Source organism: Pseudomonas sp. B28(2017), from assembly GCF_002113025.1.
Classification (GTDB): Bacteria; Pseudomonadota; Gammaproteobacteria; order Pseudomonadales; family Pseudomonadaceae; genus Aquipseudomonas.
Genome location: NZ_NEJH01000022.1, coordinates 1 through 24,511 on the forward strand (window position 1 = coordinate 1; position 24,511 = coordinate 24,511).

22 protein-coding genes, 2 rRNA genes and 1 pseudogene are annotated in these 24,511 nt (G+C 61.5%); 15 read left to right on the top strand and 10 right to left on the bottom strand.

The annotated features are described in order from the left end of the window. Together CAF65_RS27315 and rrf are read left to right on the top strand one after the other, a co-directional pair. Nucleotides 1–80: ribosomal RNA gene (locus tag CAF65_RS27315) — 23S ribosomal RNA — on the top strand; the annotation flags it as partial. A 145-nt stretch (nt 81–225) separates the two neighbouring features. Beyond that, nucleotides 226–341: ribosomal RNA gene (gene rrf, locus CAF65_RS27320) — 5S ribosomal RNA — on the top strand. Between the two features lie 68 nt (nt 342–409). Here the strand turns inward: rrf and CAF65_RS27325 are convergent. The 4 genes from CAF65_RS27325 to CAF65_RS27340 form a co-directional block, all read right to left on the bottom strand. Further along, nucleotides 410–838: a hypothetical protein gene (locus CAF65_RS27325; RefSeq protein WP_085719091.1), complete on the bottom strand. Its 429-nt coding sequence runs from the start codon at nt 836–838 to the stop codon at nt 410–412. A gap of 138 nt (nt 839–976) precedes the next feature. After that, nucleotides 977–1,390, bottom strand: a complete 414-nt coding sequence (locus tag CAF65_RS27330; RefSeq protein ID WP_085719092.1) for a VOC family protein — start codon at nt 1,388–1,390, stop codon at nt 977–979. Nucleotides 1,391–1,479: 89 nt separating this feature from the next. Beyond that, the gene (locus CAF65_RS27335) at nt 1,480–2,139 is read right to left on the bottom strand and encodes a TetR/AcrR family transcriptional regulator (protein WP_085719093.1); all 660 of its coding nucleotides are present in this window, start codon (nt 2,137–2,139) and stop codon (nt 1,480–1,482) included. After that, the gene (locus CAF65_RS27340) at nt 2,126–2,977 is read right to left on the bottom strand and encodes a 3-hydroxybutyryl-CoA dehydrogenase (RefSeq protein WP_085719094.1); all 852 of its coding nucleotides are present in this window, start codon (nt 2,975–2,977) and stop codon (nt 2,126–2,128) included. The genes CAF65_RS27335 and CAF65_RS27340 overlap by 14 nt, the downstream gene beginning before the upstream one ends. 163 nt (nt 2,978–3,140) lie before the next feature. Here CAF65_RS27340 and CAF65_RS27345 point away from each other — a divergent pair, with 163 nt between their 5' ends. After that, nucleotides 3,141–4,157: an AraC family transcriptional regulator gene (locus tag CAF65_RS27345; RefSeq protein WP_085719095.1), complete on the top strand. Its 1,017-nt coding sequence runs from the start codon at nt 3,141–3,143 to the stop codon at nt 4,155–4,157. A gap of 83 nt (nt 4,158–4,240) precedes the next feature. On the opposite strand, the gene CAF65_RS27350 is transcribed toward CAF65_RS27345, so the two are convergent. Next, complete coding sequence (locus CAF65_RS27350; RefSeq protein WP_085719096.1) at nt 4,241–5,242, bottom strand: NAD(P)H-quinone oxidoreductase; 1,002 nt, start codon at nt 5,240–5,242, stop codon at nt 4,241–4,243. A gap of 1 nt (nt 5,243) precedes the next feature. After that, on the bottom strand, nt 5,244–6,470 hold the full coding sequence (locus CAF65_RS27355; protein WP_085719097.1) for a YbfB/YjiJ family MFS transporter: 1,227 nt from the start codon (nt 6,468–6,470) through the stop codon (nt 5,244–5,246). Nucleotides 6,471–6,582: 112 nt separating this feature from the next. Between CAF65_RS27355 and CAF65_RS27360 the strand changes: the two genes are divergently transcribed. Then, nucleotides 6,583–7,458, top strand: a complete 876-nt coding sequence (locus tag CAF65_RS27360; protein ID WP_085719098.1) for a LysR family transcriptional regulator — start codon at nt 6,583–6,585, stop codon at nt 7,456–7,458. Between the two features lie 54 nt (nt 7,459–7,512). On the opposite strand, the gene CAF65_RS27365 is transcribed toward CAF65_RS27360, so the two are convergent. After that, a complete protein-coding gene (locus CAF65_RS27365) occupies nt 7,513–8,235 on the bottom strand; it encodes a pirin family protein (protein ID WP_008003089.1) in 723 nt (240 codons plus the stop codon). Nucleotides 8,236–8,516: 281 nt separating this feature from the next. Between CAF65_RS27365 and CAF65_RS27370 the strand changes: the two genes are divergently transcribed. Next, entirely contained in the window at nt 8,517–9,467 is a 951-nt protein-coding gene (locus tag CAF65_RS27370) for a GlxA family transcriptional regulator (protein ID WP_085719099.1), read from the top strand. A gap of 152 nt (nt 9,468–9,619) precedes the next feature. Next, on the top strand, nt 9,620–11,104 hold the full coding sequence (locus CAF65_RS27375) for a winged helix-turn-helix domain-containing protein (protein ID WP_085719100.1): 1,485 nt from the start codon (nt 9,620–9,622) through the stop codon (nt 11,102–11,104). Here CAF65_RS27375 and CAF65_RS27380 read toward each other — a convergent pair. Next, complete coding sequence (locus CAF65_RS27380) at nt 11,069–13,873, bottom strand: winged helix-turn-helix domain-containing protein (RefSeq protein WP_085719101.1); 2,805 nt, start codon at nt 13,871–13,873, stop codon at nt 11,069–11,071. The genes CAF65_RS27375 and CAF65_RS27380 overlap by 36 nt on opposite strands. A gap of 286 nt (nt 13,874–14,159) precedes the next feature. Here CAF65_RS27380 and CAF65_RS27385 point away from each other — a divergent pair, with 286 nt between their 5' ends. After that, on the top strand, nt 14,160–14,735 hold the full coding sequence (locus CAF65_RS27385; RefSeq protein WP_085719102.1) for a flavodoxin family protein: 576 nt from the start codon (nt 14,160–14,162) through the stop codon (nt 14,733–14,735). Nucleotides 14,736–14,770: 35 nt separating this feature from the next. Next, on the top strand, nt 14,771–15,595 hold the full coding sequence (locus tag CAF65_RS27390) for an alpha/beta fold hydrolase (RefSeq protein WP_085719103.1): 825 nt from the start codon (nt 14,771–14,773) through the stop codon (nt 15,593–15,595). Here CAF65_RS27390 and CAF65_RS27395 read toward each other — a convergent pair. After that, nucleotides 15,585–16,046 carry a helix-turn-helix domain-containing protein gene (locus CAF65_RS27395; RefSeq protein WP_085719110.1) on the bottom strand — a complete coding sequence of 154 codons (462 nt, stop codon included), beginning with the start codon at nt 16,044–16,046 and terminating at the stop codon, nt 15,585–15,587. The genes CAF65_RS27390 and CAF65_RS27395 overlap by 11 nt on opposite strands. A gap of 265 nt (nt 16,047–16,311) precedes the next feature. Between CAF65_RS27395 and CAF65_RS27400 the strand changes: the two genes are divergently transcribed. From CAF65_RS27400 to CAF65_RS27430, 7 genes are all read left to right on the top strand, one after another. Beyond that, the gene (locus CAF65_RS27400) at nt 16,312–17,301 is read left to right on the top strand and encodes an MBL fold metallo-hydrolase (protein WP_085719104.1); all 990 of its coding nucleotides are present in this window, start codon (nt 16,312–16,314) and stop codon (nt 17,299–17,301) included. Nucleotides 17,302–17,348: 47 nt separating this feature from the next. Continuing rightward, the gene (locus CAF65_RS27405; protein WP_085719105.1) at nt 17,349–18,269 is read left to right on the top strand and encodes a LysR family transcriptional regulator; all 921 of its coding nucleotides are present in this window, start codon (nt 17,349–17,351) and stop codon (nt 18,267–18,269) included. A gap of 971 nt (nt 18,270–19,240) precedes the next feature. Beyond that, nucleotides 19,241–19,657 carry a DoxX family protein gene (locus CAF65_RS27410; protein ID WP_085719106.1) on the top strand — a complete coding sequence of 139 codons (417 nt, stop codon included), beginning with the start codon at nt 19,241–19,243 and terminating at the stop codon, nt 19,655–19,657. Continuing rightward, on the top strand, nt 19,650–20,258 hold the full coding sequence (locus CAF65_RS27415; protein WP_085719107.1) for an antibiotic biosynthesis monooxygenase: 609 nt from the start codon (nt 19,650–19,652) through the stop codon (nt 20,256–20,258). The genes CAF65_RS27410 and CAF65_RS27415 overlap by 8 nt, the downstream gene beginning before the upstream one ends. Next, a complete protein-coding gene (locus CAF65_RS27420) occupies nt 20,258–22,096 on the top strand; it encodes an amidohydrolase (protein WP_085719108.1) in 1,839 nt (612 codons plus the stop codon). Before CAF65_RS27415 ends, CAF65_RS27420 begins: the two co-directional genes overlap by 1 nt. A gap of 64 nt (nt 22,097–22,160) precedes the next feature. Beyond that, nucleotides 22,161–22,787 carry an isochorismate family cysteine hydrolase YcaC gene (gene ycaC, locus CAF65_RS27425; RefSeq protein ID WP_008004800.1) on the top strand — a complete coding sequence of 209 codons (627 nt, stop codon included), beginning with the start codon at nt 22,161–22,163 and terminating at the stop codon, nt 22,785–22,787. 281 nt (nt 22,788–23,068) lie between these two features. Continuing rightward, a complete protein-coding gene (locus CAF65_RS27430) occupies nt 23,069–23,965 on the top strand; it encodes a LysR family transcriptional regulator (protein ID WP_085719109.1) in 897 nt (298 codons plus the stop codon). A gap of 150 nt (nt 23,966–24,115) precedes the next feature. Here CAF65_RS27430 and CAF65_RS28940 read toward each other — a convergent pair. Further along, nucleotides 24,116–24,511 (bottom strand): annotated as a pseudogene (locus CAF65_RS28940) (hypothetical protein); the annotation flags it as partial.

Here is a 24,511-nt window from a genome sequence, read left to right on the forward strand (position 1 = left end):
TACGACGTTGATAGGTTGGGTGTGTAAGCGCTGTGAGGCGTTGAGCTAACCAATACTAATTGCCCGTGAGGCTTGACCATATAACACCCAAGCAATTTGCTGACCTGAAAAGGCACCAGATTGCGGTGTGTGAAGACGCAATGAACCGAAAGTTCGCACAACACACAAATCTATCGCATGCCCAATTTGCTGAAACGTCGAAAGACGGGTCGGCACACCGAATTTCTTGACGACCATAGAGCGTTGGAACCACCTGATCCCATCCCGAACTCAGAAGTGAAACGATGCATCGCCGATGGTAGTGTGGGGTTTCCCCATGTGAGAGTAGGTCATCGTCAAGATTAAATTCCGAAACCCCTATCTGCGCAGGCAGGTAGGGGTTTTGTTTTTGGTCCCGATGGCGGGGAAACTATCGGTACTTGATCACGATGCCTTTGAGTTTGCGCCCCTCGATGGCCCTCACGTCGCGGGCCCACAGTGGCCCGTTGGCATAGGCACCCACCGCTTGAATGTGGTCATAGACCACCACCACTGCGTCGCCGCCGAGTTTGGCTGACTCTTCCCGCAGCTTCTGTTCGACTTCGGTAATCGGCGGGGCAGGGTCGACGGTGGCGTCGATCAACACTTCACCCAGGCGCACATGCGGACGCACAGGCTCGGAGCGCAGTACGACGACCTCGTCGGGCAATGTCGGCGCGGGATGTTCTACGCCGACATAGGCGGTAGTCTGTGCATTGACACTGGCGCAGCCGCTGAGCATCAGCAGGCTGGTGATCAGCCCACCTGCCAGTAACAAGAATTTGAAGCGGGTGGACCAGGACAGGTCGTGGGCTGGCATAGTGGGTTTCCTCCTCAGGTCCGCTGCTATCCATGTGGCTAGTTGACGGTAGCAGACAGGCCGGGAGTTACCAGAATGCCCAACCTTTTCAGGTTGGGCTTTTTTGTGCCTTGAAGACGGTCAATCGACTAAGGTCTTTCACTGATCCTTTTCGCAGTTAACCATCCACGACACACCAAAGCGGTCGACCAGCATGCCGAAGCGCGCCGCCCAGAACGTGGTCTCCAGTGGCATTTGCACTGTACCGCCGCCTGCCAGCGCCTTGAAGACCCGTTCGGCCTCGGCAATGCTGTCGACGTTGAGTGAAATCGAGCAGGCGCTCATTTTATCGACGGGGCGATCCGGTGTGGTGTCTGACCCCATGATTGCCTGATCGCCCACTATCAGGCGGGTATGAATGATCAGGTTGTGCAGATCCTTGGGGAAATGCTCACCGGCCGGCGTTTCACCGAAGGTCAACATGGCTTCGAGCTGGCCTTGCAGGCACTGCGCATAGAATGTGAAGGCGTCTTTGCAGTCGCCGTTGAAGATAAGGTAGGGATTGATTTTCATGGTCGGCTCCAGGTGCTCAAGTACACACATCGGTTTGGACGCCGGGTTTGTCGGCGAATTCCGATTGTGTCGAGCCGACAAGCAAAGCGCTAAATCGTCGCAGGAGCCTGGGTTTCTTTAGATGTTTTTTCTATAGGTCGCGCCAGGCTTATCGCCTCCGGCGCACGCCGCGGCGCAAGCACACGTTCGATGGCACCGCTGACCATGCTTTCCAGCAGCTCATCACGTTCCTGCTCGTCGAGCTCATGGGGCGTCAGCCAACTGGGAGCGCTGTTGAGCAGAGCGCCAATGGCATGCCCGGCGGCCAGCAGGCCTTGCTCGCTGAAACGGGACTTCGCGCCCAGCATCTTCAGCAACGTGCGTTCGTATTGCTCGCGCAATTGCAGAACCCGATCCTGCTGCTCTTCGTTCAGGCAACCGCTGTCGCGCTCCACCAGGCGGAAATGCCAAGGCATTTCCCGATGCAGATTCAGGTGCGCGCGGATCAGGCTGTTGAGTTTGTCGCGTTTGGCCGGGGCTTTTTGCTGGATGCGTCCCAGGGCGGCCAGCAATTCCTCGTAGAACTCTTCGATCAGGTCGAGCAGCAGATGCTGTTTGCTGGGGTAATGGTGATACAGCGAGCCTGGAGAGAGCCCCAGGCACGTCGCGAGCTCACGCATGCCGACCTGGCCGAACCCCTTGCAGGCAAACAGCTCCAGGACCTTGTCCCGGTACTCGGCAAAGCGCGAGCAACGCTCAGGCATAGGCATGGAAGCCACGCCCCGTTTTACGTCCCAGGTAACCGGCCGCAACCATTTCCTTGAGCAGCGGTGCCGGGCGATATTTGCTGTCGTTGAAACCGTCATAGAAGGCTTCAAGGATCGACAACAGGGTATCCAGACCAATCAGGTCCGCCAGGGCCAACGGACCGATAGGCTGATTGCAACCCAGGCGCATGCCGGCGTCGATGTCTTCGGCGCTGGCCAGGCCTTCCTGGAACACCAGGATCGCTTCATTGATCATCGGCACCAGGATCCGGTTGACCACGAAGCCCGGACGGTTGCCGGCGGTTATCGCGGTTTTGCCGAGGGTGGTCGCCATGTCCAGCGCCAGTTTGTGGGTCGCGTCACTGGTTTGCAGGCCGCGGATGACTTCGATCAGGCCCATCACCGGCACCGGGTTGAAGAAATGCAGGCCGATGAAGCGCTCAGGCTGGCTGACACAGGCGGCGAGTTGGGTGATCGACAGTGACGAGGTGTTGGAGGCAATGACGCATTCGCTGCTGACTTGCGCGGCGATCTGTTGCAGCACACGCAATTTCAGGTCAAGATTTTCCGTCGCCGCTTCGATGACCAGCTGCGCATTTTGCAGGCTGCTGTAGTCGGTGCTGGTGCGGATCTTGTCGAGGGTTGCCTGTTTCTGCTCCGGCGTCAGGGTTTCCTTGGCGATCTGCCGGTCAAGGTTTTTACCGACCGTTGCGACGGCTTTTTGCAAAGCGCTTTCGGAAATGTCGAGCAAGGTCACGTTGAAACCGGCCATGGCGCAGACTTGTGCAATGCCATTGCCCATGGTGCCCGCACCGATTACCCCGATGTTTTGCAGATTCATATCCCCATCCTTCGATCAAACCCTGCGATACCTTGGCCGCGACGGCGGCTGAAGGCGTACTATTGCCGCGAGTCTAGAGCCGGCAGGGCCGTTGTCCTATGCCAAAACTGTTCAACGGCAATGATGTTTTTTGCCATTCGGGTGATGAGAGAGAAGCGAACCAATGCGGGAAAAGGACTCGGTTGCCGCCTATTTCGTGCAGGCAATGATTCATGGGCTGAGGGATGATCCGCAGCGCGTGACGGCGGTGCTCGAACAGGCGGGCATTGATCCGGCGGTCATGAGCGAACCCACGGCGCGGGTGCCGGCCAATGCGTTTGCCGCGTTGTGGCTGATTCAGATCCGCGAACTCGATGACGAATTTTTCGGGCTCGATTCCCATGGCATGCCGCCGGGCAGTTTTGCCCTGATTTGCCGAGCCTTGATTCAGGAACCCGATCTGCACAAGGCCATGCGTCAGTGCCTGGCCAACTTCGGGTTATTCCTGCGCGACTTTCGCGGCTCGCTGGTCGTACGAGGCAAGCGTGCGGTCATCAGCCTGGAGACCTGTTCGACGGACAACGATGCCAGCCGATTTGGTGAAGAAACGTTTCTGGTGTTGATGATCAGTCTGCTGTGCTGGCTGGGCGGCCGGCGCATTCCCATAGACCGCGCGGACTTTCGACATTCGCGCCTGTCGCTTGGCGACGACCGCCTGCTGTGGGGCCCCAACCTGACCTTTGGTGCCGAGCGTACCGAAATCGAATTTGCCAGCCATTACTTGCGCCTGCCTGTGGTTCAGGATCTGGCGTCGCTGAAAGTGTTTCTGCGTACCGCGCCGCAATGGCTGGTGATCCGCTTCCGTAACCAGCATGGCCTGGCATCGCAAGTTCATCAGCGCTTGCGCGGCAGTCACTACAGTGAATGGCCGACGTTGCAGGCCTTTGCCTTGGAACAGCACCTGAGCCCCAGCACCTTCCGCCGCAAACTGGAGCGTGAAGGCTGTTCCTATCAGGAGATCAAGGACGAAGTACGGCGCGGCGTGGCCTTTGAGCAATTGCGTGAGAGCGATGCGAGCATCAGCGATATCGCCGAGCGACTGGGTTTCCAGGAACCCAGCGCCTTCCATCGGGCATTCAAGAAGTGGACCGGGGAAAGTCCGGGGCGCTATCGGGCCCGTTATCAGGGGAGCGGGGCGTAGAAGTCGCCAACCTTCAGGAGTCCTGCGACCCCTGAACCACTGCCGGCTCGGCCACCTGATGGGGGCTTGCCTTCAGCAAGCCATCAATTACCCACCCGCAGGACAATCTTGCCAATATGCTCTCCCGCTTCCATCCGGGCGTGGGCCTGTGCCGCTTCAATGAGCGGGTAAACCCGGTCGATCATCGGCAAGCAGCGCTCCGCGGTCAGCACCGGCCATACGTGTTCGTGCAGTTGTCGGGCGATGGTGGCTTTTTCTTCCTGGGTCCTGGAGCGCAGCAGGGAGCCGGTGACAACGGCGCGCTTGGCCATGATCGCCAGTAAGTCGATATCTCTGGCGTGCGCGCCACCGAGGAAACCGAGCATCACCAGGCGACCTTCCAGGGCCAGGGCAGCCACATTGTTGTTCAGGTACGAGCCGCCCATGATGTCGAGTATCACGTTGACACCCTGGCCGGCGGTTTTTTCCGCGATGACCTGCACAAAGTCCTGGTCGCGATAGTTGATCGCCACGGCGCCCAATTCTCGGATCGCTGCGCATTTCTCTTCGCTGCCAGCTGTGGCGAACGCTTCGATGCCGAGTTCGCGGCACAGCATCAATGCGGTGGTGCCGATACCACTGGTGCCGCCGTGGATCAACACACGCTGACCCTGACGCGCACCGCCAAGACCGAACAGGTTGGCCCACACTGTGAAGTAGGTTTCCGGTATGGCCGCCGCTTGCAGCCAGTCCATGCCTTCGGGGATCAGCAGGGCCTGGCTGGCCGGGACCACGCAGTATTGCGCGTACCCGCCGCCATTGGTCAGGGCGCAGACCTTGTTGCCCAGCACAAATTCGCTGACGCCCGCGCCAATCGCCACCACTTCACCGGCCACTTCCAGCCCTGGAATCGGGTTCATGTCGGGTTTCAACGGGTATTTGCCGGCCCGTTGAAGTGCGTCCGGGCGATTGACCCCGGCGGCGTGCACGCGGATCAGAATCTCGCCGGCCGCTGCAACGGGCACAGGCGCCTGGCGTGGTTGCAGGACGTCGGGGCCGCCGGGTTCGGTGATTTCGATCAGGGTCATGGTTTGGGGCAGTGTCATTTCATATACCTGTATTGAGTGTTAATGATTCGGTCGAACGACTGAACAGTCGACTGCCGAGTTCCAACAACAGCGCTACAACAATGGCGCCGGCGGCAATCACGAACATCAAGGCATGATGGCCGCCACTGGCGTTGAACAGCGCCGAATAAGCGAACCCCGAGAGGGCCTGGAAAGTAGCGAACGACACGGTGGCGCGACTCCAGGCAACCTGTTGCCGGTGATGCCCGGGGATCAGCTCATGCACCCGCGCCAACGCCAACGGCACGATGCCTGGCGGGAAGGAGCCGAGGATCACCGCCAGTAAAGCCAGTGCCGCGAACGAACTGCTGATCGATAGCAGGCCAACGGCCAGCGACTGCACCGCCAACACGATGCGGATACCCGTTTTCGCGCCCAGTTGGTCTGCAAGAAAGCCATAGCTCACGGGCCCGACAATCGCGCCCAGGCCATACATCACCCAGATCAGCGCGCCGATATGCGCCCCGGCATTGAGCCCACGGGCGACGTAATCCACTAGGAACACCATGGCCGGCACCAGCCCGGCCGCCATGAACGCGTATTGGGCGAACAGCAGGTAAACGCTCGGGTCGGTCGGGCTCGACGACGATGTATCCGACGGCGCAGCGGCTGGCGGATGCGTGGCGGTTGGCCAGCCAAACCAGCTGGCAGCGGTCAGCGTCAGGGCCAGCAAGCCCAGGCCGAACCAGGTTTGCTGCAGGCCGAGGCTCAGCAGCGGCGGCACGATCGTTCCCGACCCGGCAATGCCCAAGCCGATGCCCAGGAATATCGCGCCGCTGGCCAGGCCTTTGCGGGCCGCCGGTACGTGGGGCAATACGGTTGCCGCCACCAGTACCATGATCGCGCCACCGGCAATCCCCGACAGCAGGCGCCAGCCGAAGAACCAACTCACCGACAACGGAAAACCACAGGCGAAAAACGCCAGCGTCACTGCCAGCATCATCAGGCGCAGGGCGGTCTTGTTCGAGGTCCGGCGTGCCAGTGGATGGCCGATCAGTGCGCCGATCAGGTAACCCACCAGATTGGCGGCACCGAGGTACACCACGTCGCTGGCGGAAAACCACTGAGCCTGGATCAGCGAAGGTATCAACGGTGTATAGGCGAAACGCGCCAGGCCGATGCTGACCAGGCTGGCGCAGAGGCCGGCGAAGATCGGCAGCCAGATCGCGCTGCGTGCAGAGGTAACGGGAAGCGATGAACTGTGCATGTGCATTGTCCTGTGGGGTGACTCAGGCTTTCAGCATATCGAGATTCGTCTATGCATTAATGCAGCGATTGCGCGCTATGCTGATGCGTAATTGCATCATCAGGAGAGCGTTATGAATTGGGATGACGCCCGGGTATTTCTCGCGGTTTGCCGCGAATCCACATTGCGTGGCGCGGCGCGGGTGTTGGGGGTCGATCAGGCCACGGTCGGCCGGCGCATCACGGCGCTGGAGAAGTCATTGAGCGCGACCTTGTTCCTGCGCACCTCCGAAGGTTATGCGCTCACGGCTGTCGGTGAAGCGGCGCTCAAGGCGGTGGAGAAAATGGAGCATTCGGCCCTGGAGCTGGAACGCCGGATCCAGGGTCTGGACGAACGTTTGAGCGGCACGGTTCGCGTCAGCACCACCGATACCCTGGCGATTGATTTCCTGATCCCGGCGATTGCCCGCCTGCATCGACAACACCCGGATGTACGGGTGCAACTGGACGCCACCACACAGATTCTCAGCCTGGCCAAACGTGAGGCAGACATCGCCGTGCGTAACACCCGACCGGACAACCCGGACCTGATCGCCCGGCGCATCGCGCGCTGGCCGGTGGGGCTGTTTGCCTCACAAGCCTATGTCGATGCCCACGGCGTGCCGGAGCCAGGCTCGGCGTTTGCCGGGCATGATCTGGTGGTGTATCAACCGTACTTGCAGGGCAACAAAGACCTGACGCTGGTCTCGGAGCCGGTGGCGCGCGGACGGATTGCCGCGAGCCTCAGTTCCAGCCTGCTGGTACGCCGTTCGATTGCGGCGGGGATCGGGGTCGGGGAGGTTCCGGTGTACCTGGGGGAGCGGGACGGTCTGGTCAGGCTGTGGCCGGAACGTACACGACCGTTGCCCTATGACATCTGGCTGGTGACCCACGCGGACCTGCGGCATACGGCCAGGGTCCGGGCGGTGATTGATGAAATTGTCGCGGGGTTCGCCGGGACCGGCGAATAAGCCAGGGGCCACACAACTTGTGGGAGCGAGCAGGCTCGCTCCCACAGAGGGGGGTCATGGCATTTCCGGCAGTTCCTGTGGACGCAGGTCGAAGACCAATACTTCAGCGTCCACACCATTGCTCAAGGTCAGCGCCTGTTCTTCGCGGACCCGCACACCGTCGCCTTCCTGCAACAACATTCCGTTGAGTTCGACGCTGCCCCGGGCCACGTGTACATAGGCGTAGCGGTTGGCGGCGAGCTCCAGGGTGGCGCTTTCCTTGCCGTCGATCAGGCCGGCATACACCCGTGCATCCTGACGCACCTTCAGCGAACCCTTGGCGCCGTCCGGCGAAATGATCAGTTGCAGGCGCCCGCGTTTCTTCTGGGTGCTGAAGTGCTCTTGCTGATAGCGCGGTTTGGCGCCGCTGACGTCGGGCACGATCCAGATCTGAAGAAAGTGCACCGGCCGGGTGCTGGAGTGGTTGAACTCACTGTGGGCCACGCCGCTGCCGGCGCTCATCAGTTGCACGTCGCCGGGGCGGATCACCGAACCGGTGCCCAGGGTGTCCTTGTGTTCCAGGGCACCTTCGAGCACGTAGGAGAAAATCTCCATGTCGCGGTGCGGGTGCTGGCCGAAGCCTTTACCGGCGGCGACGCGGTCGTCGTTGATCACCAACAGGTCAGAAAAACCCTGCTCTTTCGGGTTGCGATAGTTGGCGAAGGAAAAGGTATGGAACGACTTCAACCAGCCGTGATTGGCCAGGCCACGATCCGAGGCTTTGCGAAGAGTCAGCATGATGAAATCTCCTGTGGGGACGTGAATTCGTCCGACTGAGGAGAAGGTTAATGTTTATCTGATGGTTCAATAAGTAGATGAAAATTGAAATACTGTCTCTGCCAGGTTGACAGTTTGCGCACGCCAATCAACTATTCTTTTCCGACTTTGGCTTGTGTTTGGCCATAATGCATAGCACTCCCTGATGCCGGGCGCAGACCCTGTGGGAGCGAGCAGGCTCGCTCCCACAGGGTCCGGTGTTCGGTGGACCGACCTATCTTGATCCCAGTGAATTCCAATCCATGAAAACCGTGGCAATGGTGCTGTTTCCCGACTTTCTACTGCTCGACATGGCCGGGCCCATGGAAGTGTTTTCCATCGCCAATCGTTATCTGAAACCCGAAGATCACTATGTGCTGACGACCATCGGCACCGAGCCCGGCGCACTGCGGGCGTCCAACGGTGTGAGCGTGCACGCCGACCGGCATATCGATCAGGCCTGCGAGGGTTTTGATTTGCTGCTGATACCCGGTGGCCCCGGTGCCTACAACGAAAAGCATCCGCCATTGCTCGACTGGCTCAGGCACAGCGTCAGCCGGTCTGCCGGTTATGGTTCCATCTGCACCGGGGCGTTCGTGTTGGGGCATGCCGGTTTGCTCGATGGCTATCGCGTCACCACCCACTGGCACTACACCGAGCGGCTGATCAAGGCCTTTCCGAAAGCGACTGTCGAGACCGATCAGATCTTTGTTCAGGACCGTAGCCTGATCACCTCCGGCGGCGTGACGGCCGGGATCGACCTGGCGTTGTCGGTGGTGGCGCAGGACCACGGCAAGAAGGTCGCCCAGGACGTGGCCAAGGTGTTGCTGGTGGTGATGAAGCGCCAGGGTGGGCAGGCGCAGTTCAGCCCGTTGATGGCAGCGGTCGCGCCCCACGAAACGGCGATTACCCGCGTGCAGAACCATGTGCTTGAGCACCTGGATGAAACCTACAGCATCGAGTCCATGGCCGGGCTGGCCAACATGAGTCCGCGTCATTTCGCCAGGGTGTTCGCCCGGGATGTGAACATGACGCCCATGGAGTTTCTGCAAAGCGCCCGCATCGATTGTGCCAGGAACCTGCTGGAAACCACGGAGTTGCCGCTCAAGACCGTGGCGTTCAAAAGCGGCTTCGGCAGCGTGCGGCACATGCGTTTTCTGTTCAGTGAAAAGCTTGGCCTGACCCCGACTCAATACCGCGAGCAGTTCAGCTAGCCGGCGGGTGTCCGTCGTGCGCACCGCAATGGCCGTGGCGCTCCCCCCGTGACAGTTGTACCGTCACCGAGGCCTGCCAAGATACCGGTCAACTCATTGCAAGGAAGGTGCGGAGACTGGATGGAAGTCAGGTTTCCAGCGGGTGACAGCCCATGAACAGCCTCAGAAATGTAAGCAGCGAAGCGGTGCTGCGATTTGGTCCTTATGCCTTCCACCTCAGTCAACGACTGGTGCTGGACGGCGATCGACCGTTGCGCCTGGGTGGCCGTGCCCTTGATGTGCTGCAGGTACTGGTCGAGCACGCGGGCTCGGTAGTCAGCAAGGAGGAGTTGATTGCGCAGGTCTGGCCGCGCTCGGTGGTCGAAGAAATCAACCTGCGCGTGCACATTGCTGCCCTGCGCCGTGCCCTGTGCGACGGGCAGAACGGCCAGTGCTACATCGTCAACATTCCCCAGCGCGGCTACAGTTTTGTCGCCCCGGTGCAGCACTCGCCAGAGCCTGTGGCGTTCCCGAGCGAGACCGTACAAAAGCCCCTGCACAACTTGCCGGCACGGCTCACGTCGATCACCGGGCGCGATGCCGTTGTCGGCAGCCTGGTGCGGCAGTTGCCGGTTCGGCGATTCATGACCCTGGTCGGGCCTTGCGGGATCGGCAAGACCACCGTGGCCCTGCGTGTGGCCGAACTCTTGTTGCAGCACTATCGGCACGGGGTGTGGCTGGTGGATCTGGCGGCGATCGATGACCCGGCGCAAGTAACCGATCACCTCACACGAACCCTCGAACTGGAGGTCGGTACTACATTGGAGTCGCTATTGCAGCGGCACGCCTTGTTGGTCCTGGACAACTGCGAGCACCTGCTCGAGCGCTGCCAGACGCTGATCGAGACACTGCTGCATTCGATGCCTCGACTGTCGATCCTCGCCACCAGCCGCGAGCCGCTCAAGGCAGTGGGTGAAACCGTGTTGTGTCTGCCACCGCTGGCGGTGCCGCCGACATCGGCGCTGCGCAGTGTCGCCGAGGTCATGGGCTATTCGGCGGTGCAGTTGTTTGTCAGTCGTGCCCGGGCCCGTCAACAAGGCTTCACCCTGCGTGAACAAGACCTCAAGGTCGTGCGCGAAATCTGCCGACGCCTGGATGGCTTGCCATTGGCGATTGAACTGGCCGCGGCGCAGATCGATGCGTTGGCGCTGGTGGGGCTGCAGGCCCAACTCGACAACTGTTTCCAGTTGCTGACCCAGGGCCGTCGCACGGCCGTTCCCCGGCATCAGACCCTCAAGGCTGCGCTGGACTGGAGCTACGAACGGTTGACTGCAGTGGAGCAAACCGTGTTGCAGCGCCTGGCGGTGTTCAAAATGGCGTTTACCCAGGACGCAGCGATTGGCGTGATCTGTTGCGACAGGCTGACAGCCGCCGACCTGATCAAGGTGCTGGAAAGCCTGGCATTCAAGTCACTGCTGTCCCGGGAGCCGGGGGGAGGAGTGACCCGTTACCGCTTCCTCAACACCACCCGCACCTACGCGCTGGAAAAACTCGAACTCAGTGGTGAGTTGCGCACCCTCGAAGTGCGTTATGCCGGTTACATCAGGCAAATGCGCTGGCCTTCAGGCGGGCAGGTGGCATTGCAACTCGTCGAGTAGTCGGCGAACCGTCATCAGGTCTGGCGTGGCAAAACCTTCGGTGAAGCGCTGGTAGACCGGTGCCAGCAATTGATAAGCCCGTTGGGGGTGGCCCTGACGCTGCCACAACTGCGCCAGCGAGGTGGCGCTGCGCAGCTCCCAGGCCAGGGCACCCTGGGCCCTTGCCACATCGAGTGCCTTGAGCAGCACCGTTTCGGCCGTCGCGGCCTTGGCCGGGCAATCCGTTGCCAGCAGCGTCCTGGCTTTGGCTCGCAGGATCTCTGCCGTGCTCCAGCCCGACGCACCGCTTTGCGCGCGTTCGAGCAAACCATCGTCGACGCAGGTCGAGTCCAGCGTGACCATGATGTCTTTGATCAATCCGGCACTTTGACGGCCGGTTGGCCGAACATCGGTGCCGCCGATCACTTGAGCGTAGTGTTGCGCCCAGTTGTAAAACAGAGGAACCGAATGTTTCTGCGCCTGTTCCAGCAGCAGGCGCAGAAGTTCGCGGGCACTGCGGGTGTCGCCGTTGTAGTAGGCGATCAGGCAGCCGGAGAGCGCCAGGGTGTAGCAGATCGACGTGCCGTGGTTGATTTGCAGCGCGATGTCCAGCGCCTGCCGGGCCGTGCGCCAGGCCTGTTCCGATTGGCCTTGCAGCCAGAGGATGCGCGCGTGGATGGTCAGCGCCGCGACGCTCTGGTCGTATTGCACGCCGAAACCATGGGTGAAACGGTTGAGTTGACCGCTGTGGGCCATGCGTTGCAGCACCTGTTCGGCATGCTCCCGAGCTTGATGCTGGTCGCCGGAGAAGTGCAGGGCCAGCACGCGCAATCGGTGCGTACTGAGGGAGATCAGGGCGTCGTCATGCAGCCTGAGCTGGTCGAATTGTCGGCTTTGCTCTAAGGCCATCTGGTAATGACCGCAACTGAGATTGACGGCCAGGTGACCGGAAATCGCCCGCAGCTGACCGTCCACATCATTGAGTTGTCTGGCCAGGGTTCTGGCGCTGACAAAGGCGCCAACGGTTTCGGCGCTACCACCCTGAGTGTGGTAACAGGCACTGCCCAGGGCCAGCTTGAGGGCCATCTGCAAGCGCGGGCACGGCTCGGGTGACTGATCGAGCAAGGCCAGCGCCTTGCGCACATAACCGCCATGTTCCTTGAGCAGTGACAGCTCCTGCCACAAGGGTGTGGACGTCGCGGCCAGGCGTATCGCCAGTGCCCTTGGCCCTTGCGCGTGCAACCCCCAGTCGAGGGCCGCGCGGATATCCTCCAGGGCGCGTCCATAGCGCTCGATCCACAGGCCGGTCGAGGTTTTCTCCCAGTCTTCCTGCGCCTGCTGCATCAGCGCCAGGCAGCGCTCGGCGTGCCGTTCCCGCGTGCCGGGCAGGTCGGTGGTTTGCGCGAGTTTTTCCAGGGCGTAGTGGCGGGTGGTATCGAGCAGGCGGTAGTACACGTCTTCGTCGCCCACCTCCACGTTCAATAACGACTTGGCGACCAATTGCGTGATTGAGCCGAACACCTCGCGGGGTTCGATATGTTCGCCGACAATCACCGCCGCTGCCGACTCCAGGGTGAAGCCGCCGCGAAATACACTCAGTCGGCGCAGGCAGGTCTTTTCGCAGGCGTTGAGCAGTTCGAAGCTCCAGTCAAGGGTTGCGCGCAAGGTCTGGTGGCGCGCCAAGGGCGTCTGGCAGGGCTGGGTAAGCACCCGGAAACTGCTTTGCAACTGTGCCAGCAAACCGTGCAATCCGAAATTGCCGACTTGCGCCGCCGCCAGTTCGATGGCCAGTGGAATACCATCCAGTCGGTGGCAGATGTCGATCAACAGCGGCAGCTCGGCGTCCGTCAGTTCAAAGCTGTCATGGCTGGCCATGGCCCGTTCGACGAACAGTTGCAGGGCGGAAAAGGTCATGGCCTGGGCGCGGTCGAGGACGGCGATGGGCGGCGGGCAGTCGAGTGACTCCAGGCGCTGGACGAATTCCCCGTCGGCCCGCAGGCTCTCGCGGCTGGTGGCGAGGATGTGCACTTGCGGCGCGCTGCGCAGAATGTTTTCGCAGAGCTGGGCGATGGCGTCGACCAGGTGTTCGCAGTTGTCGATGACCAGCAGCATGTGGCGATCGCGCAGGTAGTCTGCAAGCCCGCTCAGGGGTTCATCGTCGTGCAGGGCCAGTTCGAGCAACGTCGCCAGATGGCCGTCGATCATCAGCGGGCAGTTGATCGGGGCCAGGTCCAGCAGGCGAATGCCGTCCCGGTAGCGACCGATCATCTGTTCGGCGACCCGCAGGGCCACGGTGGTCTTGCCGATGCCGCCGGGACCGACGAGGGTGATGAAACGCTGGCTTGGCAGTTGCACCATCAGGTGGTCGATCAGCGTCTGTCGGCCGATCATGCGCGTACGGCGTACCGGCAGGTTATGTCGGCTCGGCGCACAAGCCTCGGGCGCTGGCGGTGGTCCGGCCTGTTCCAGTGAGTGCGGTGCGACGAAACTGTATCCGCGCTGGGCCACCGTGACGATGTAGCGCTGGCCGGCCTGGCCGTCGCCGAGCGCCTTGCGCAACGCGGCCATGTGCACCCGCAGGTTGATGTCTTCGACCACGCTGTCGGGCCAGACCCGGGCGATCAATAGTTGCTTGCTGACCACGTTGCCGGCGTGTTCCAGCAGGATCAACAGGATGTCCATGGCGCGCCGGCCCAGGCGCAAGGGCTGGTCGGCCTCCATCACCAGGCGTTGTCCGGGGTAGACCCGGTAGGGGCCGAAATGCACAACCTGTTCGGGGGATAGGGTCAACGAGTCGCTCCTGCTGCATCCGTCTAGTACGCGGTTTTCGAGCATATTCCTCAAGTTTTTTAGCCAGCGCAATGCGCCTTCCGGGTGACTGTCGGGTGCAGGCAGTGACTCTAGCGTATCGGCCAAGGGCCGTCAGCCCGGTGATCATTGGACGCGACAAATGGACAGCGATTGCCGGGGCTCTTTGCGCACCATGGAAAATTAACAACGTTTAACTCGTCCTGCGCCCGACTGCGCCCAAAACTCTCTACCTGTAATGGATTTAACCTCTCTCAAGGACAAACCAATGAGCAACGTGGTAGTGGTCTATCACAGTGGCTACGGGCACACCCGGGTCATGGCCGAAGCCGTGGCCGGGGGCGTGGAGCGGCACCTGGGCAGCATCTGCCAGTTGATTCCGGTCGAGGAAGTGCACGAGCACTGGGAGCGCCTGCACAACGCCGATGCCATTATCTTCGGCGCGCCGACCTACATGGGCAGCGCCTCGGCGGCCTTCAAGGCGTTCATGGAGGCCACGGCGGCGTTCTACCTGGCCCAGCCCTGGCGCGACAAACTCGCCGCGGGCTTCACCAATTCCGGCTGCCTGTGCGGCGACAAACTCAACACCTTGCTACAGATGGCGGTGTTCGCCGCCCAGCACTCGATGATCTGGATCGGCCTCGACCTGCTGCCGGCGCGCTCCAGCACCGGCGCGTTCAACGGCCAACTCAATCGATTGGGCAGCTCACTGGGCGCCATGGCCCAGTCGAATGTCGAGCAATCCCCCGACGATGCCCCTCCGCCCGAGGATCGCTGCACCGCCGCGCACCTGGGCGAGCGTGTGGCGCGCCTGGCGGATCGCATGAAGCAACTACCGGTTTGATTCACCCCCCAACCCTCGTTAAGGAGGCATCACCCATGAGCACCTTTACTACCCGCGACGGCGTCGAGATTTACTACAAGGACTGGGGCAGCGGTCAGCCGATTGTCTTCAGTCACGGCTGGCCATTGAATGCTGACAGCTGGGAGGCGCAGATGATCTTCCTGGCCTCCAAAGGCTATCGGGTCATCGCCCACGACCGTCGTGGTCATGGGCGTTCCAGCCAGCCGTGGTCGGGCAACGACATGGACCATTACGCCGACGACCTGGCGCAGTTGATCGAGCTGCTCGATCTGCAAGACGTCGTGCTGTTCGGCTTCTCCACTGGCGGTGGCGAGGTGGCACGATACATCGGTCGCCATGGCACAGGTCGCGTGGCCAAGGCCGGGCTGATTTCCGCCGTGCCGCCCCTGATGCTCAAGACCGAAGCCAACCCCGGCGGCCTGCCGCTGGAGGTGTTCGACGGCATCCGCCAGGCCTCGCTGGTCGATCGCTCGCAGCTGTACATAGACCTCGCCAGCGGCCCGTTCTTCGGCTTCAACAAACCTGACGCAAAACCGTCCCAAGGCATGATCGACTGGTTCTGGATGCAGGGCATGATGGCCGGCCACAAGAACGCCTATGACTGCATCAAGGCGTTCTCGGAAACCGACTTCACTGAAGACCTGAAGAAGTTCGACGTGCCGACGCTGGTGGTGCATGGCGATGCGGATCAGGTCGTGCCGTACGAGGCGGCGGGCGTCTCCAGCGCCAGACTGGTGAAGGGCTCGACCTTGAAGATTTACCCAGGCGCCCCTCACGGTTTGACGGACACCCATAAGGATCAGCTCAATGCGGATCTGCTGGCGTTCCTCAAGGGGTGATACCCGACTGAAAGATCGCAGGCGCAGTCTGCGATCTTTTGCTGCCCAACGAGGTGCCGCGGACAAACTGGCAGCGCCAGGCAAACGGGGTGATGCCTTCGCTGCGGGTGAAAATGTGGCAGAAGTGCGCCTGATCGCAGAAGCCGCACTCGAGGCTGATCTGCGTAAGGCTCATGTCGGTGTACTGGATCAATTGCTTGGCCTGGGTGATGCGTTGCTGGCGTATCCAGTCCTGCGGCGAGAGGCCGGTGCTGCACTTGAACGCGCGGGAGAAGTGACTGCGCGAGAGGGCACAGGCCTGTGCCAGATCAGTGACTTCCAGGCTGTCACCGAGGCGTTCGAGGATCAGTTGTTTAACCAGTTTTTCGCGCTGCGGGCTGAGGCCACCGGTGCTGGTCTTGCGAGGCTCGCTGGCAGGTGCGCGGGTGGTGATGTGCTGAGGGTAAGCCATGGCCATTGTCCGTTCGGGGGAGGAAAAGCACTGGCGCCCGGTTTGAGCGATCAGCACCGTTACTCTGGAAAAAAAACAGTTCTGCGCTGAGGGCTTCATTGTTGGAGTTGCCCTCAGTGTCTGACGAGTTAAACGTTGTTAATTCCATCCCCCCAAGGTATGAACACAGCACATCGCTGCAAGCGTGAGCAACGGCGATGGACACAGGATGCGCAACATGGAGCGGGCCATCACGGACCGCCGGTTGGCTTGAAAAGGTGAAGAGATGAAACGGACGTGGCAGGGAACGCTGGGGGCCTTTGGCCTGGTTCTGATATCCGCCAGCGCGCTGGCCCAGGCGCCCGCGCAGGTGGGTACGCAAGTACCCGGGTACTTCCGGCTGGCGCTGGGGGATTACGAAGTGACGGCGCTGTTCGACGGCTACAACGACCTGTCGCCGAAGCTGTTGCAAGGCATGAGCCAGAGCCAGATCCGCGCTCTGCTGGCCCGTCGTTCGATCGAAACCCCGGGTGTGCAGACCGCCTTCAACGCGTTTCTGGTCAACACCGGTAAACAGCTTGTGTTGATTGATACCGGGGCAGGGCAGTGCATCGGTCCTACCGCGGGCCAGCTCCCGGCCAACCTGCAAGCGGCCGGCTACAAACCGGAGCAGGTGGATGCCATCCTGATCACTCACCTGCACCTGGATCACGTCTGCGGCCTGGTGGACGGCCAGCAGCAACCGGTGTTCGCCAACGCTACGGTGTATGCGGCCAAGGCCGAAGCCGACTACTGGCTCGACCCGCAGGCACTGGCCAAGGCGCCGGAAGCGGCCAGGGGCTACTTCAAGATCGCTCAGGATTCCACGGCCCCTTACGTTGCCGCCGGTCGTTTCAAGACCTTCACCCCCGGTCAGTCACCACTGCCGGGTGTGGTCGAGGCGCAACTGGAAGCCGGGCACACGCCGGGCAGCACCACGTACCGTTTCACCTCCCAAGGGCAAAGCATCCTGTTCATGGGTGACCTGGTGCACAACCTCGCCGTGCAGTTCCCGCACCCTGAGGTATCGATCGGTTTCGACGTCAACAGCCACCAAGCGATCAACAGTCGCAACCAGGTGTTCAGTGCCGCTGCCGCCAGCAAGACCTGGGTGACGGCGGCGCATCTGCCGTTCCCCGGCATCGGTCATATCAGCGCTCAAGGCAAGCATTTCGAGTGGGTGCCGGTGGAGTACGGACCGTACAAACGCGCGGCGAACGTGCCGTTGATCGAGTAAAGTCCAGCGTATTCGCGTCTGGCCGAACACATAAGGAACCCGTACCTATGAACCGTAACGATCTGCGTCGCGTCGACATGAACCTGCTGGTGATTTTCGAAGCCCTGATGTTCGAAAAGAACCTGACCCGCGTCGCGGAAAAACTGTTCATGGGGCAGCCGGCGGTGAGCGCCGCGCTAGGGCGTTTGCGCGATCTGTTCGACGACCCGTTGCTGCTGCGCAACGGTCGCGGCATGGAACCGACGGCGCGGGCGTTGGCGATCCTCAAGGAGTTGCAGCCGGCGATGGACACCATTTCCGGCGCGGTCAGCCGGGCCAAGGAGTTCGATCCGGCGACCAGTTGCGATGTGTTTCGCATCGGGCTGTCGGACGATGCCGAGTTCGGCCTGTTTCCACCGTTGTTGCGCCAGTTGCAAGAGGAAGCACCGGGTATCGTCGTGGTCGTGCGGCGGGCCAATTATCTGTTGATGCCGGCGCTGCTGGCGTCAGGGGAAATTTCGGTGGGCGTGAGCTACACCACGGATCTGCCGGCTAATGCCAAGCGCAGGAAGCTGCGCGATATTCCCTGCAAAGTGCTGCGTGGCGACACCCGTCCGGGGACGCTGACCCTGGACGAGTACTGTGAGCGGCCCCATGCGATGGTGTCGTTCTCGGGAGACTTGAGCGGCAATATCGATCTGGACCTGGCAAAGGTCGGGCGTAGTCGTCGTGTGGTGCTGGGGGTGCCGCAGTTCAGTGGGTTGCGGGCGTTGCTCGCGGGCACCGAGATGATTGCCACGGTGCCGGACTATGCGGCGTGTGCGTTGGTGGAGGGGTGTGGGTTGCGGGCTGAGGATCCGCCGTTCGAGATCGAAGCGGCGCAGTTGTCGATGGCCTGGAGCGGGGTGCATGACAATGATCCGGCGGAGCGGTGGTTGCGGTCGCGGATCAGTCAGTTCATGTCTGTGGCTTTGGATATTCCCTCCTGATTGTGTACATATCCGTTGCTTCGGTGATGGCGGCTTAGGGTTTCGCCCTTACGGCGACTCACTTTTTTTACAAGCGCCTAAAAAAAGTAAGCAAAAAAACGCTCGCCCCGAACGTCCGGCCCCTCGCCTGGGCTCGGGGTTCCTTCGCTCCGGCATTCATCCGGGGGCATTGCCCTCCGGTCGGCTTCGCGCGACCTGCATGCAATGAGTTCGACTGCGTCGAACGGCGCTGCGCGCCTTTCCCCGGATGAACACCTCCACTCAGCCTGCCGAGGGGGCGGGTGGATCAAGATCAAGAGCGGCAGGCGAGCTAACGCTCGGCCTGTTGAGTGGTGAAGAGCGTGGGTGTACGCAGACCCATTGTAGGAGCGAGCTTGCTCGCGATGGTCGTCAACGATGACGCGGGCTGTCTGAATGCCCGCGGTGCCCTGGCGTTTTTCGCGAGCTAGCTCGCTCCTACAGGGGGAACGCGTTCAATTGCGATCAGGCCGGCCTGTAGGCCGCCTCGCTTTGGCTTTTGATCTGCTTGCCCCCTCGAGAGGCCGAGCGCAGGTTCTGCGCAGTGGGCAACCCGGCATGGATGCCGGGTTAGCCGCGTACGGCCATGGATGGCCGATCGCGGCGGGCCCATGGAGCAGGACCGGAGCGAGGGAATGCCGAGCCTTGGCGAGGCACCGAACGAAAGGGGCAAGAGCCTTTGGTTACTTGGGGCTCTTCCAAGTAACCCGCCGTAAAGGCGGAACCGTTAGTGGCCGTGACCGCAGAAACGGATATGTACACAGAAAACGTCATCCAACAAATAGCCTTCGCGAGCAGGCTCGCTCCCACAGGGAACTGCATCGCTGGGCCGTTCTCAGTCCACACCGCGAAACAGAGCACGTACATTCAATTTTTCCTCCTGCTGCCTCGGCACTATTTAACCCTGTGCCGGCGGCTGGTCGCCGGTGGTTATTCATTTGTGCGGGTGGGCCATGGACGCTTCGCGACGTGATGATCGGGCGCAAGACTGGGGGCTGCTGTTCCTGCGGGCCAGCGGCGGGTTGTTCCTGTTGTGGGTACATGGTTTGCCCAAGCTGCTTCACTACAGTGCCGAGTTGCAAAACATCGAAGACCCTTTCCATCTGGGCGCGAACCTGACGCTGATGCTGGCGATTTTCGCCGAGGTGGTGTGCCCGTTGCTGATCGTCGTCGGGTTTCTGGTGCGTCTGGCGTGTTTGCCTATTCTGTTTCTGTTGTGGGTGTCGATGTTGATCGTGCATCCGCAGTGGACACTCTTCGAAGGCCAGTTCGGCTGGCTGTTGTTGATGGTGTTCACCAGTATTTTAATCGCCGGGCCGGGACGGCTGGCGCTCAATGTCCGTTTCGCCGGAGCCTTGCGTTATGTCTGAATCCAATCGCCGTGAGCCGGCAAGTCCCGGGCCTGATGAGGTGGTGACGCTGATCGTCAAACACCGGGTCAAGGCCGGTTTTGAAGTGCCTTATGCAGCCTGGCTGCGCAATATCGTCAAGGTGGCCGCGCAGAACGTCGGGCACCTGGGTGTGGATGTGGTGCGCGGCAAGAACGCCGGTCTCGACACCTACACCTGCGTGTTGCGCTTTTGTTCGACCGAGGCGATGCAGAACTGGCTCGATTCACCGCAGCGCCAGGCACTGGTTGAGGAGGCCGCGCCGATGCTGGCCGATGGCGACCAGACCGAAGTCAATCCGGTCAACGAGTTCTGGTTCTCGCCCCAGGCCGAAGCCGGTACGCCACCGCCGCGCTGGAAGCAGGCCGTGGTGACGCTGCTGGTGATCCTGCCGCACACCTTGCTGGTACCGTTGATCTGGGGGCCGCTGCTTCGGCTCAACGCATTTCTTTCCAACTATGTGGTTGCCACGTTCTTGATCACCCTGACCATCGTGCTGTCGGTGGTCTACCTGTTCATGCCCATGGCGACGCGCCTGTTCGCGCCCTGGCTGTCTCCCGCCGCTTTACACGAGGAACCGTGATGAACGCCGATCTGATTCTGTTCAATGGTCAATTCCATACCGTTGACCGCGAAAAACCCTTGGCCAGCGCCGTGGCGATCAAGGACGGGCGCTTTGTCGCCGTCGGTAACGATGCCCAAGCCATGGCCCTGCGCGGCGCCGGCACCCAGGTTGTCGACCTCAAGGGTCGCTGCGTGATCCCCGGGCTCAACGACTCGCACCTGCACCTGATCCGTGGCGGCTTGAACTACAACCTCGAACTGCGTTGGGAAGGTGTGCCGTCACTGGCCGATGCCTTGCGCATGCTCAAGGATCAGGCTGACCGCACGCCGACGCCGCAGTGGGTGCGAGTGGTCGGTGGCTGGAACGAATTCCAGTTCGCAGAAAAGCGCATGCCGACCCTGGCGGAGCTCAATCAGGCGGCACCCGACACGCCGGTGTTCGTGCTGCACCTGTACGACCGCGCCTTGCTCAACCGCGCCGCGTTGCGCGTAGCCGGTTACACCCGCGACACGCCGAACCCGCCGGGTGGCGAGATTGTGCGTGACGCCAATGGCGAGCCGACCGGCATGCTGGTGGCACGGCCGAACGCGATGATTCTGTACTCGACCCTGGCCAAGGGGCCGAAGCTGCCGCTGGAATACCAGGTCAACTCGACCCGTCAGTTCATGCGCGAGCTCAATCGCCTGGGCCTCACCAGTGCCATCGATGCCGGCGGCGGTTTCCAGAACTACCCGGACGATTACCAGGTCATCGAGCAACTGGCCAAGGACGAGCAACTGACCGTCCGAATCGCCTACAACCTGTTCACCCAGAAACCGAAGGAAGAGCTGACCGACTTCAAGAACTGGACCGGCAGCGTGAAGCTGCACCAGGGCGACGATTTCTTGCGGCACAACGGCGCCGGGGAAATGCTGGTGTTCTCGGCGGCGGACTTCGAAGACTTCCTCGAACCGCGCCCGGACTTGCCGCAAACCATGGAAGCCGAACTGGAGCCAGTGGTGCGCCATCTGGTCGAGCAACGCTGGCCGTTCCGTCTGCACGCGACGTACAACGAATCCATCAGCCGCATGCTCGATGTGTTCGAGAAGGTCAACCGCGACATTCCGTTCAACGGCTTGCCGTGGTTTTTCGACCACGCCGAAACCATCACCCCGCAGAACATCGAACGGGTGAGGGCGCTGGGGGGCGGCATTGCGATTCAGGATCGCATGGCGTTCCAGGGTGAATATTTCGTCGACCGCTACGGCAAGCAGGCCGCCGAAGCCACGCCGCCGATCAAGCGCATGCTCGCCGAAGGTGTGCCGGTCGGTGCGGGTACCGACGCCACCCGAGTCTCCAGCTACAACCCATGGACCTCGCTGTACTGGATGGTCAGCGGCCGTACCGTCGGCGGTCTGGCGCTGTACGAGGAAGGTTTGCCGCGCACCACTGCGCTGGAACTGTTCACCCACGGCAGCGCCTGGTTCTCGTCGGAGCAGGGCAAGAAAGGCCAGATCAAGGTCGGGCAACTGGCGGACCTGGCCGCACTGAGCGCGGACTTCTTCAGTGTCGAGGAAGAAGCGATCAAGTGGATCGAATCGGTACTGACCGTGGTCGGCGGCAAGATTGTCTACGCCGCCGGCGACTTCGAAAAACTCGGGCCTGTCAGCCTGCCGGTGCTGCCGGACTGGTCGCCGGTGGCGAAGGTTCCGGGACACTGGCGGCCGAACGCGCCGCTGCAGGCACAGGTTCACCAGTGCAGCGGCCCGTGCGCCGTGCATACCCATAGCCATGAGAAGGCCCGTATGTCGAATGTGCCGGTGAGTGACTTCGCCGGATTCTGGGGCGCCTTCGGCTGTTCCTGCTTCGCGTTCTGAGTCTCAACAAAGCGTCGGCCATCGTGGTCGACGCTGCACCTCACCACCCTCCGAGGAGTTTCAAATGAGCAACGTTCCTTACAAACGCCTGAACAAAGACGATGCCGTTGTGCTGCTGGTCGACCACCAGACCGGTCTGATCTCGCTGGTACAGGATTTCTCACCCAACGAGTTCAAGAACAACGTGCTGGCGCTGGGCGACATCGCCAAGTTCTTCAAGCTGCCAACCATCCTCACCACCAGTTTCGACAGCGGCCCGAACGGCCCGATCGTGCCGGAGCTCAAGGCGCAGTTCCCGGACGCGCCGTTCATTGCACGCCCGGGCCAGATCAATGCCTGGGACAACGAGGATTTCGTCAAGGCGATCAAGGCTACCGGCCGCAAGCAACTGATCATCGCGGGTGTGGTGACCGACGTGTGCGTGGCGTTCCCGACCCTGTCGGCCATTGCCGAAGGCTTTGAGGTGTTTGTAGTGACCGACGCTTCCGGCACCTTCAACACCACCGTGCAACAAGCGGCCTGGGCGCGCATGTCGGCCGCCGGTGCGCAACTGTTGAATTGGTTCTCCGTGGCCTGCGAGCTGCAAGGCGACTGGCGCAACGACATGGAAGGCCTGGCCAACCTGCTGTCGGAACGCCTGCCGAACTATCGCAACCTGATCAACAGCTACACGAAATTTACCGCCAAATAAGTACAAAACTTGTGGGAGCGAGCCTGCTCGCTCCCACAAGGTCAGTGCCTGACAGTTGTTCAGCGACTCTGCAATCACCCCGGAAACCGCCTTTCTTGACCGCCACCGAGTGTGTCTATGCTCCGCATCAGGACCAGGCCAATCACTTCGGTAAGCACCCGCGCAGCGAACAGCCACCACAGAAAAGCCCTTCACCACCCCACACCTTGAACGCAGATTAATCGTGTGCCTGGAAAAGGAAAGCGGCTATAAAGTGTTTGACTGTCAACCGGGAAGTGACAATGAACCCCTTCGAAGATATGCGTATTTTTTGCCAAGTGATGGACTCCGGCAGCTTCACGGCAGCCGCCGATCAATTGGGCCTGTCCAAACAGTTTGTCAGCCGTCGCTTGATGCAACTTGAAGAGCGCCTGGGCGTGCGCTTGCTCAATCGATCGACCCGGCGACTGGATGTCACGCCGCTGGGGCAAAGCTATTACGAGTCAGCCTTGCGCCTGCTCAGCGAAGTCGAACAAGTGGAGCAGGGCATTGCCGGCCAGACCACCGAGCCACGGGGGACCATTCGTGTGAGTGCGCCGCTGTCGTTCGCACTGGCGCATCTGGGGTGCCTGCTGCCGGTGTTTTTGCAGCGCTATCGCGACGTGACGGTGGAGATGGATCTGAGCGATCGACCTGTGGATTTGTTGGGGGAGGGTTACGACCTGGCGTTGCGCATCGGCACGCTCGAGGACTCGACGCTGATTGCTCGGCGGATCGCGTCGATCCAGCGGGTGTATTGCGCCAGCCCGGCGTACCTGGCCGAACGCGGTACACCGCTGGAACCTGAGGATTTGCACAGTCATGACTGTCTGCCGTACGGCCATGGTCGACAGGTGCAATGGCGTTTTGCGGGGCAGGGCAAGCCGCTGACGGTCAACGTCAGCGGGCGGATGCGGGTCAACAATGGCGAGGTGCTCAAGGATGCGGCCATCGCCGGGCTGGGGGTCACGTATTTGCCGACATTCATTGTCGATTCGGCACTCAAGGATGGAAGGCTGGTGCAAGTGCTGGGGGATTTCCGGCCGGAGCCGCTGACGTTGTCTGCGGTGTATCCGCAACACCGGCAGAGTTCGCGGCCGGTGCAGGCGCTGGTTGAGTTCTTGCGCGAGCGGCTGGATCGGGTTGAGGCTGGGGAGTAAAAGCGCAGAGTGCCTGACTCAAACGAACCTGTGGAAGCGAGCCTGCTCGCGATGGCGTCGTGTCATTCAACATTTCTGTTGCCTGACACTCCGTCTTCGCGAGCAGGCTCGCTCCCACAGGGGATTGTGTTGTATGGGCATCAGCGGGGATCAGGTCCTTTTGTCATCGCCGGGTTGGGCATGGACACCTCGGTCATCGCCGGGTTGGGCATGGACACCTCGGTCATCGCCGGGCTGGGCATGGACACCTCGGTCATCGCCGGGTTGGGCATGGACACCACGGTCATCCCCGGGTTGGGCATGGACGCCACGGTCATCGCCGACTTCGCCATTGGCATGAACGCCGCGATCGTCACCGATCTCACCAGCCCGATGCACGCCACGGTCATCCCCGGGCTCATCATGGGTGCCGCTGCGTCCTGAGGACGAAGCCGATCCGGAGTGACCCGAACCGCTGTTGCTGCCATGGTCGCCACTGTGGCCGCTGCCGCTGTTGCCACCACTGCCACTTCCACCGTGACTACCACCGCCACCGCCACCGCCACC